This is a genomic window from Acinetobacter sp. UBA2063 (assembly GCF_002333245.1).
Classification (GTDB): Bacteria; Pseudomonadota; Gammaproteobacteria; order Pseudomonadales; family Moraxellaceae; genus Acinetobacter; species Acinetobacter parvus.
In genome coordinates this window covers 1-8,307 of record NZ_DDAH01000110.1, presented here as the reverse complement: position 1 = coordinate 8,307, position 8,307 = coordinate 1, and the positions used below count along the sequence as shown (strand labels likewise).

The following is an 8,307-nucleotide window of genomic DNA, read 5'->3' as shown; positions in this document are numbered from 1 at the left end:
TAGAGCGACGTTACTATGATGTGAGCTGCCATCGTGTGGATTGGCTGAAGTCACCAGACTTTTCCAACCCTGCTCTGTATCCACCACCAATGTTTTACGGTGATTCGCCTTAAAGTTAAATAGTTCCAGATAACTGCGCAAAGTAATCTTTTCATCACCAAATGGATTGCTTAACCAACCTTTTTCTGGGTTATTGCCCAGACTTTGGCAGCATATATACCAGAATCCCGACCAGAGTGGATTTGAAGCACGCAATGGTTTTAAATCTGTTTCAATGACTTCCACGCCTGCCTGACGTAGCTGACGGTAATGCTTTGGTGCAATGCCACCATAAACAGAATTGATTGGATCAGTAATGACAACTACCTGAATATTTGGGTCTTGACGACGCTTTGCGATCAATGCATTAGTCAGTTGCTGCGTTAAAGGAATCTGTTTAACTTTAGATTTTCCAACTTCCTGATTAAACAGGAACATATCCAGCACAATTGTGGTCTGTGCCTGATCAATCAGTTGAAAGACTTCCCTGAAAATATGTTGGTCTACCTGTTGCTGACCCTGCGCATCCATATAGGTTTGATCTGCCAGAAATTTCACATTGGCATGGCGCAGTTGTCCCGTAAAATTCAGCCCTTGTGGGAGCGGTTTTACAGTGTGGTAAATTGCCGAAGCAATGTACCCAATCACCACAATACTCAATATGACTGCCATGTAACGTCGACCTGACCAGTTTAATTTTTGATGGATTCGTTGGAAGATACGCATATAAACAAAAAAAGCCCTAGCCTAATGGGTTAAGGCTAGAGCTTATACTTTGATTTTTCAATAAGATTTAAGTGATAAATTAGAAACTAAAATTCACACCAACGCTAAAGTTACGTCCCACCTGTGGAATGGTTGAAAGGAATGAGGCATGTTGATAGACCTGATCATCCAGCAGGTTGTTGGCATTCAGGAACACCCGATAATCGCTGACATTACTGTAATTACCTGAGTACGCCACACCGAGATTGAGCATGTTATAGCTTTGGCTGTCTGTTTCATAAGCCGCAATCTTGTCCTGCTGGAACACATGATAGTATTCAGCCGAACCACTCCAGTGATCATCAAAATCAGCATTGAGCTTAGTCCCTAAACGTCCTGCTGGCACACGTGGTGCATTGTCATTATCGATCTTGCCACGCACATAATCACCAAACACACTGAGCTTATAGATCGGTGAAATTTGATAGCCCGCTTCCGCTTCCGCACCATAGAACTTAGCTTTGTCCTGCGCATATTGCACTAGACGGAAGTCCTTATAACGGTCTAAGGTTTGGGCATAGATATAGTCATCAAACCAGTTGTGATACACGTGGACATGATAGTCAAAAGTGTTGTCATCATAATGGAAGCCCAGTTCCACATTATTTGATTTTTCCTTGCTCAGTTGGTCATTGCCCAGCTCATAGGTATTGGTGGCGAAATGTCCACCATCTGCATAAAGCTCCTGCGCCAAAGGCAAACGCTCCTGATGAGACGTGACCAAAGAAAGTTTGTAGTTTGGCGCAAACTCCCAGTTGGCTGCACCAGAAACAGAAAAGGCTGAACCGTCGAAATCTTTTTTGCTTGAATCATCAATATCAATTTTTTGCTGGTCTACGCGTGCCGCCAACTCAACATGCACATCATTCAACTGGGCATGTTCCAAAGCGAATACACTCCATTTTTTGGTGGTGTTTGGTGCCAAAAAGGCTTCTTCACCTGTCAGTTCCAGCTTTTGTTGTCCGTACTGTGTACCAATCACACCCTCCCATGCACCCAGTGGGTTGTGTACCAACTCTAAACGTCCATCATAACCCTTGTTTTTAAAACGGGTCGAAATGGTATCTTCCTCGATTTCATCATGTTGATAATCGGTATAACTGGCTTGAGCACGCAATTTTTTAAAGCCTGCAAATGGGTCATCCAGTTCGGTACGCACGTCATAACGTTCAGATTTCAGGTCAATCCAGGGACCTGCTTCATGTGCATGATCGTGATCATGGTCGTCATGCTCATCTTCATCATGGTCATGTTCGCCACAGTGCAGGCTGAGTCCATGTAAATGACAGCTTTCATATTCATGGCTATGTCCTGGCAAGCCATATTGGTCCTGACGGTTGCTATAGGAAATCCCCGTAAAGCCACGATCATAAATCCATGACAAACCGACATTTACGGTCTGGCCTTTGGCAAAGGTGTTGTCAACACGGCGTTCCTTTTCGCCCTCATGTACATAATCTGGTGCGATATAGTCATTGGCTTCACGCTTTAAGCCCTCAACACGCAAGGCAACCTGATCACCCAAGCCCAGCGTTACACCTGCAGTCGCCAGCTTTTCATCACTGCCCGTGTTGTAACGCAAGCCAACATTACCCTCATAGCCCTTTTCTGGCAGTGCTGTTGGAAGTTTACTATCGGTGACATTCACCAGACCGCCTACCGTTCCAGCACCAAATAATAGAGTGGATGGCCCACGAATCACTTCAACCTGTTTTGCCAGCGCTGGATCAACCGTTACCGCATGGTCTGGAGAAAGTGTTGATACATCAATATTTTCAGAAGAATTTTGTAGAATTTTTACGCGAGGACCATCTTGCCCACGAATCAAAGGTCGGCTAGAGCCTTCGCCAAACTGATTGGAGGAAATTCCCGTTTCACCACTCAATGCCTCGCCAATGGTCACTGCCCCTTGCGCCAAGCGTTTTTGGTCTACCACTGTATCTGCAACTGCAAAGTCCTTTGAGGTTTGCTCAAGCGGATGCGCCTTAATGCGGATGGTGTCCAGCGTTGTCGCCTGCTCATGTTCTGAGGCAAATACAGATACAGACGCAACAGCCAAAATGGATAAGGTCAGAATATTTTTAGGAAATGACATACCATGTCTCAAATCAGTCGATCTTTATTTTTGTTATATTATAACATTTCATTATTTTTGCAATAAAAAACATACAAACCCAGTGCTTTTGTTAAACTGCCCCTCCATGATTCAAGCATTCTTCATGATTCAAGCTTATGCCCTTTACTCTCTCTCATGCGGTGCTTGCTCCACCCTTATCCAAACTTAGTCGGGGTCATTTACCGATTGCAGCCTTAGCCATCGGCTGTATGACACCAGACCTGTATCGCTTGTTTACAACAGAAACCATTGCCTTAACCCATCAATGGTCAGGGATTTTATTTCCCAATCTTCCAATTGGCTTATGCTTTTGTCTGTTGTGGTATTTACTCTATCGCCCCGTGATTTATCGTTTTTTAGGGATCAGGCACCCTTTAAAGATCAAATCCTTTGATGAGACGGTGGCTTTTATACTGATGTGTTGTTTAGCCATCATTTTAGGAACAGCAACACATCTCATCTGGGATGGATTGACTCATTTAGACTTTCGCACCTTTGCCTTTCAAGACACGCTCGCCCAAAATATTTCCCTAGGGAATGTTCATTATCCCCTGCATTTTATTCTACAAATTGCATCATCCATTCTCAGCTTGCCTTTCTTATTGTGGATGTGTCTAAACTATTACCAAACCTACAAACAGGACACGCCTATTTCAGGGAAAATAAAGCTGTTTGCCTTGCTGAGTATGGCCATTTCAGTGACTGGTGGCATGTTGGCAGTATGGAAATACAGCCACACCATTTCGGCTGAACTGTGGAATACTGAACGTTACTTCTTTATTGGCAAAGCCATCAACCAGTTCTCCCAAAATGGACTCATACTATTTAGTATTTGCTGTTTAATGAGTTTGTTGCTGCATCGAAAAGCCCATATGGCAGAATTTTAACCCAAAGCATTGAATTAGCATTGCCCCCAAAGCATTAAGACTTGAGACTGGACGTTCAACAAGGCATAATCTTCGCTCCATTGATGCTGCGCTGTTTACGTATGCATCTTCTACAGCCAATATAGTTTGGATAATAATTCAATATGATGCGCACTCATTACTGTGGCTCTTTAACTGAAGCCCAAATCGATCAAACAGTTACTTTATGCGGATGGGTTCATCGTCGCCGTGATCATGGCGGTGTGATTTTCCTGGATATGCGTGACCGTGATGGCTTAGTTCAAGTCGTAATTGACCCTGATACACCAGAAGCATTTGCTACTGCGGATAAAGCACGTTCTGAATTTGTTTTAAAAATTACAGGTCGTGTTCGTCGTCGCTATGAAGGTACTGAAAATGCCAATATGGTGAGTGGTCAGATTGAAGTTTTAGCGAAAGAAATCGAAGTTCTTGCTGCTTCTGAAACGCCTCCATTCCCATTGAATGACGAAAACACCAATATTTCTGAAGAAATTCGTTTGAAATACCGTTTCCTGGACATTCGCCGTCCTGAAATGTTAGATCGCTTACGCTTCCGCTCTAAAGTGACTAACTTAATTCGTAACTATTTCGAAGATCATGGTTTCTTAGACGTTGAAACACCAATCTTGACTCGTGCAACTCCTGAAGGTGCACGTGACTATTTAGTACCCAGTCGTGTTTCAAATGGTAGCTTCTATGCACTGCCACAATCACCACAATTGTTTAAGCAGTTGTTGATGGTGGGTGGTATTGATCGTTATTACCAGATTGCTAAATGCTTCCGTGACGAAGACTTGCGTGCGGATCGTCAGCCTGAATTTACCCAAATCGACGTTGAAACATCGTTCATGAGTGACGATGACATCATGGATTTAATGGAAGGCTTAACAGTTAAAATGTTCGACGAATTATTGAATGTAAAATTCGATAAATTCGAACGTATGACTTACGCTGACGCAATGCGCGACTATGCATCTGACAAACCAGATATGCGTATTCCATTGAAATTAGTTGACGTTGCAGACTTGATGCAGGACGTTGAGTTCAAGGTATTCGCAGGCCCTGCCAAGGATCCTAAAGGTCGTATTGTTGCGTTACGTGTTCCTGGTGCAGGTTCATTACCACGTAGTGCGATTGACGAATACACCAAATTCGTAGGCATCTACGGTGCTAAAGGCTTGGCTTATATTAAGGTCAACGAACTTGAAAAAGGCATCGAAGGTCTTCAATCTCCAATCGTGAAATTCATCGAGCCAATCGTACTCGATTTATTAAAACGTGTTGGTGCTGAAAATGGCGACATCGTATTCTTCGGTGCGGATAAAGCAAAAGTTGTAAATGACGCGATGGGCGCACTTCGTGTGAAAATTGGTCATGACCTGAATCTTGCAACGTGCGAGTGGGCTCCACTTTGGGTTGTTGACTTCCCAATGTTCGAAGAAACTGATGATGGCAAATGGACTTCTGTGCATCACCCATTCACACTACCAAAATCAAGTGTTGAAGAAGTGAAGAGCAATCCAGCTGCGGCATTATCTGTTGCATACGATATGGTACTTAATGGTACTGAGATCGGTGGTGGTTCATTGCGTATTTATACCTTAGAGATGCAAAAAGCAATTTTTGAAGCGTTAGGTATTGGTGAAGAAGAAGCAGAAGAGAAATTCAGCTTCTTGCTCAACGCATTACGTTACGGTGCGCCTCCACACGGTGGTTTAGCATTCGGTCTTGATCGTTTGATTATGTTGATGACAGGTGCATCTTCGATTCGTGACGTGATTGCATTCCCGAAAACCAAGACAGCTGAATGTCCATTGACTCAAGCACCAGCACCAGTTGAAGCAAATCAATTGCGTGACCTTGGTATTCGTTTACGCGAAAAAGCAAAAACTGAAGAAAAGTAATTTTTTCAATTGATTGCTGAATAAAACCCTGCTTAATGCAGGGTTTTTTATGATTTTTTTCAGTTAATTATAATGATAGCGACACATCGCAATGATAATTGATTCAGATGTCACCTTATAAACGATACGGTTTTCTTTATCAATCCGCCTTGACCAATACCCTGCTAGATCGTGTTTAAGTGGCTCAGGTTTACCAATTCCATCAAATGGTGATCGCTTAATGTCTTTAATCAAGGTATTGATTCTTTTTAGTGTTTGTTTATCTGTCGCTTGCCAATAGAGGTAATCATCCCAAGCTTCATCACTCCAACTTAAAATCATTCTTCAATCAGCTCACGGTTGATGGTTTTACCTGCTTCAATCTGGGCAATAGAATCACGTAATCGCTTTGCATTTGCTGGGTTTTTAAGTAAGTGTGCTGTTTCTTCATAGGCATTGAAGTCATCCAAGCTAATCAATACAGCCGTTTGGTTATTCTGTCGAGTCACAAGTACAGGGGAGTGATCATCTATGACACCATCAAGTACAGTTGCCAAGTTCTTGCGGAGATCGGAATAAGTTACAACTTTCATTTTGCACCTTTTTAATTGAGTACAATTAATTGTACTTATTTTAGTACAATACTGTAAATTACTCAATCTAGTCAACAGTGACTTTATCTGTTTTGAGCCAAAATAATGGGGATATTTATACAGAAATATGCAGTTTTTTATATTCGAGTTTTACTTTGCGATCATGCCTGCTAGTGGCATAATAGGCTGCTTTTTATTGAGAGGTCAGTCTTATGGCAATGCGTCCTGATGTACGTCGACACACGATTGTAATTATTGTGTTTTCACTGGCTCAGTGGTTCTTTATGCGTTACATCCTCGCCAATGAACTTTTCAATATGACCACCAATCAACGTATTCTATATTTCTGTATCAGCAGCCTTGCAGGTGCACTTCTGATTTTTGTGGCACTGATCTATATGGTGCTCAAGGGCAATACCGATAAGCAAGACTGATGGTCATGTCGTTTTACATTACCCTACTACGTATTCTACCTTTAACATTTTTGCGTAGTATCGCAAAAGTGGCAGCCTACTTTATCAATCAAAATCCTAATAAAAGTATGCTATGGAAAACTCGAGTCAATATTGGTCTCGCCTATCCAGAACTTAGCCCAGAACAAAAAGAACAATTGGCACGGGAAAGCGTCACCAAACAATGCCTAAGTTATATTGAGTCTGGAAAATGCTGGGCAATGCCTCCTGAGTGGAGCATCCAGCAAATTCATACTGTGCATAATTTAGAAGTCTTAACTGATGCACTCAATGATCCTAAAGGCGCTTTAATTATTACCCCTCATCTTGGAACTTGGGAAATGATGAATGCTTGGGTACACCAATACGGTATCCCCACCATCATGTACAAACCGATGAAAGATAGTGGCTTTAATAGCTTTGCTCTCCATGCTCGTCAGCGACTCAATGCAACATTGGTTCCAACTGATGCCAATGGTGTAAAGGCTTTATTTAAAAACCTTAAACAAGGTGGATTTAGTGTAATTTTGCCCGACCATGTGCCCCAACCTTCAGGTGGTGTTGTGGTTCCTTTCTTCGGGATTCCCTGCCTTACGAGCACATTAGCAAGTAAAATGGCACAAAAAACCCAGTGTCGTTTAGTGGGCCTAAGCTGTTTTCGTCGCGAAGATGATGAAGGTTTTGATGTCTACTGTGACGATCTAAACGATCTTCAACTCTATGATCGAAATATTGAAGTCGCAACGACAGCATTGAATAAAGCAGTTGAACAGATGATCAACCGCTTTCCTAGCGAATATATGTGGGGGTATAAGCGGTTTAGGGGCGAGAATGCTTCAGATGAATTATATAAAAAATAATCTTATCTTTTCAAAGTGATTATTTAAACTTAACTTTTGTGAGCCTTTTTCCTTTCAACACTAAAACAAACTCTTTCAACAATTTAATTATTTGCGCCGAGAGTCTCAGTCTCTCTCGTTGTATTTTTTGAACAAAGTTAAGCTTAGGCTTAATTTGATATTCGTACTCTCCTTTGCGAATGTTCCTATCTTTTTCTAAAAAACTTGGGAAGTTAACATGCTGCCCCAAAAGATGATCTTGAATACAAAGTGCTGGTAGCATTTGGAAAATCTGATTAGGGAACTTTGTCATATAGTCTTTAAAAACAATATGATCAACTGGAATCAACTGTTCATAAGTTGCTAATAAATTGAGTAAATCACGAGCTGCTTGCTGCGATAGAATATAGCCACCACACCCCATATGTACGGTCTTTAATAAAGATAATTTACGCTTTGAAGGCAAACTTCTAAAAGAAGACTCCACCCCCACTTTAGGATAAAAAGCTTCCAACTTAATAATTGAGCAGCCCTCAGGAATCCAATCACTTTTAGTTAAGAAAATAGTAGCTTCTTCTCCTAAATGAATATCGTCTTCAAAAATTGCGATATGACTCAAATTTTCATCGATTGCCTTTTGCCATAATGCAGCATGACTTAATAGACAAGCCACTTCACTTTTAGCAAGATCTGTTTTTGTTATATCAAGTCC

Annotated in this window: 8 protein-coding genes and 1 pseudogene; 4 read left to right on the top strand and 5 right to left on the bottom strand. The window is 41.7% G+C overall.

Annotated elements, in window-relative coordinates:
* Positions 1-765, bottom strand: a pseudogene (locus B4H32_RS04900) (phospholipase); the annotation flags it as partial.
* 79 nt (positions 766-844) lie between these two features.
* Positions 845-2,899, bottom strand: a complete 2,055-nt coding sequence (znuD, locus tag B4H32_RS04895) for a zinc piracy TonB-dependent receptor ZnuD (protein ID WP_286800463.1) — start codon at positions 2,897-2,899, stop codon at positions 845-847.
* A gap of 137 nt (positions 2,900-3,036) precedes the next feature.
* Between znuD and B4H32_RS04890 the strand changes: the two genes are divergently transcribed.
* Positions 3,037-3,807: a DUF4184 family protein gene (locus tag B4H32_RS04890; protein ID WP_004757187.1), complete on the top strand. Its 771-nt coding sequence runs from the start codon at positions 3,037-3,039 to the stop codon at positions 3,805-3,807.
* A gap of 143 nt (positions 3,808-3,950) precedes the next feature.
* Positions 3,951-5,732 carry an aspartate--tRNA ligase gene (aspS, locus tag B4H32_RS04885; RefSeq protein WP_286800462.1) on the top strand — a complete coding sequence of 594 codons (1,782 nt, stop codon included), beginning with the start codon at positions 3,951-3,953 and terminating at the stop codon, positions 5,730-5,732.
* A gap of 63 nt (positions 5,733-5,795) precedes the next feature.
* Here the strand turns inward: aspS and B4H32_RS04880 are convergent, their stop codons facing one another.
* Together B4H32_RS04880 and B4H32_RS04875 are read right to left on the bottom strand one after the other, a co-directional pair.
* A complete protein-coding gene (locus B4H32_RS04880) occupies positions 5,796-6,053 on the bottom strand; it encodes a Txe/YoeB family addiction module toxin (RefSeq protein WP_004683136.1) in 258 nt (85 codons plus the stop codon).
* Positions 6,050-6,304, bottom strand: coding sequence for a type II toxin-antitoxin system Phd/YefM family antitoxin (locus B4H32_RS04875; RefSeq protein ID WP_004683137.1), 255 nt, complete (start codon positions 6,302-6,304; stop codon positions 6,050-6,052). Before B4H32_RS04875 ends, B4H32_RS04880 begins: the two co-directional genes overlap by 4 nt.
* A gap of 212 nt (positions 6,305-6,516) precedes the next feature.
* On the opposite strand from B4H32_RS04875, the gene B4H32_RS04870 reads away from it, so the two are divergent.
* The gene (locus tag B4H32_RS04870; protein WP_004675553.1) at positions 6,517-6,738 is read left to right on the top strand and encodes a hypothetical protein; all 222 of its coding nucleotides are present in this window, start codon (positions 6,517-6,519) and stop codon (positions 6,736-6,738) included.
* Between the two features lie 5 nt (positions 6,739-6,743).
* The gene (locus B4H32_RS04865) at positions 6,744-7,616 is read left to right on the top strand and encodes a lysophospholipid acyltransferase family protein (RefSeq protein WP_026040073.1); all 873 of its coding nucleotides are present in this window, start codon (positions 6,744-6,746) and stop codon (positions 7,614-7,616) included.
* Positions 7,617-7,635: 19 nt separating this feature from the next.
* Here the strand turns inward: B4H32_RS04865 and B4H32_RS04860 are convergent.
* The coding region (locus B4H32_RS04860; RefSeq protein ID WP_286800459.1) for a glycosyltransferase family 25 protein at positions 7,636-8,307 on the bottom strand (672 nt) is incomplete at its 5' end.